This window comes from Zoogloea sp. LCSB751 (genome assembly GCF_002028455.1).
Taxonomy (GTDB): Bacteria; Pseudomonadota; Gammaproteobacteria; order Burkholderiales; family Rhodocyclaceae; genus Zoogloea.
Genome location: NZ_MWUM01000355.1, coordinates 1 through 257, shown reverse-complemented (window position 1 = coordinate 257; position 257 = coordinate 1). Strand labels below are relative to the sequence as shown.

The following is a 257-nucleotide window of genomic DNA, read 5'->3' as shown; positions in this document are numbered from 1 at the left end:
GGGGGCGATTTTTGCGTGATTTTATTCGACTTAGACCATTTTAAACGGATTAATGATTCCTACGGCCATGGAACGGGTGACTGGGCGCTGAAAAAAGTCGTGGAAGTATTAAAACCCCATGTGCGCAATGGTGATGTGTTTGCCCGGATTGGCGGTGAGGAATTTGCGCTATTCTTGCCTTACGCCAGTGAATCTAAGGGGATGGAAGTTGCCGAACAATGCCGAAGCCGAATTGAAGCCATTGATACGCATCTGTC

1 protein-coding gene is annotated in these 257 nt (G+C 47.9%); it reads left to right on the top strand.

Annotated features, from left to right (window positions below):
- Window positions 1–257 (top strand): GGDEF domain-containing protein (locus B4920_RS26930; RefSeq protein WP_139379721.1); only part of this gene is annotated, 257 nt, incomplete at both ends.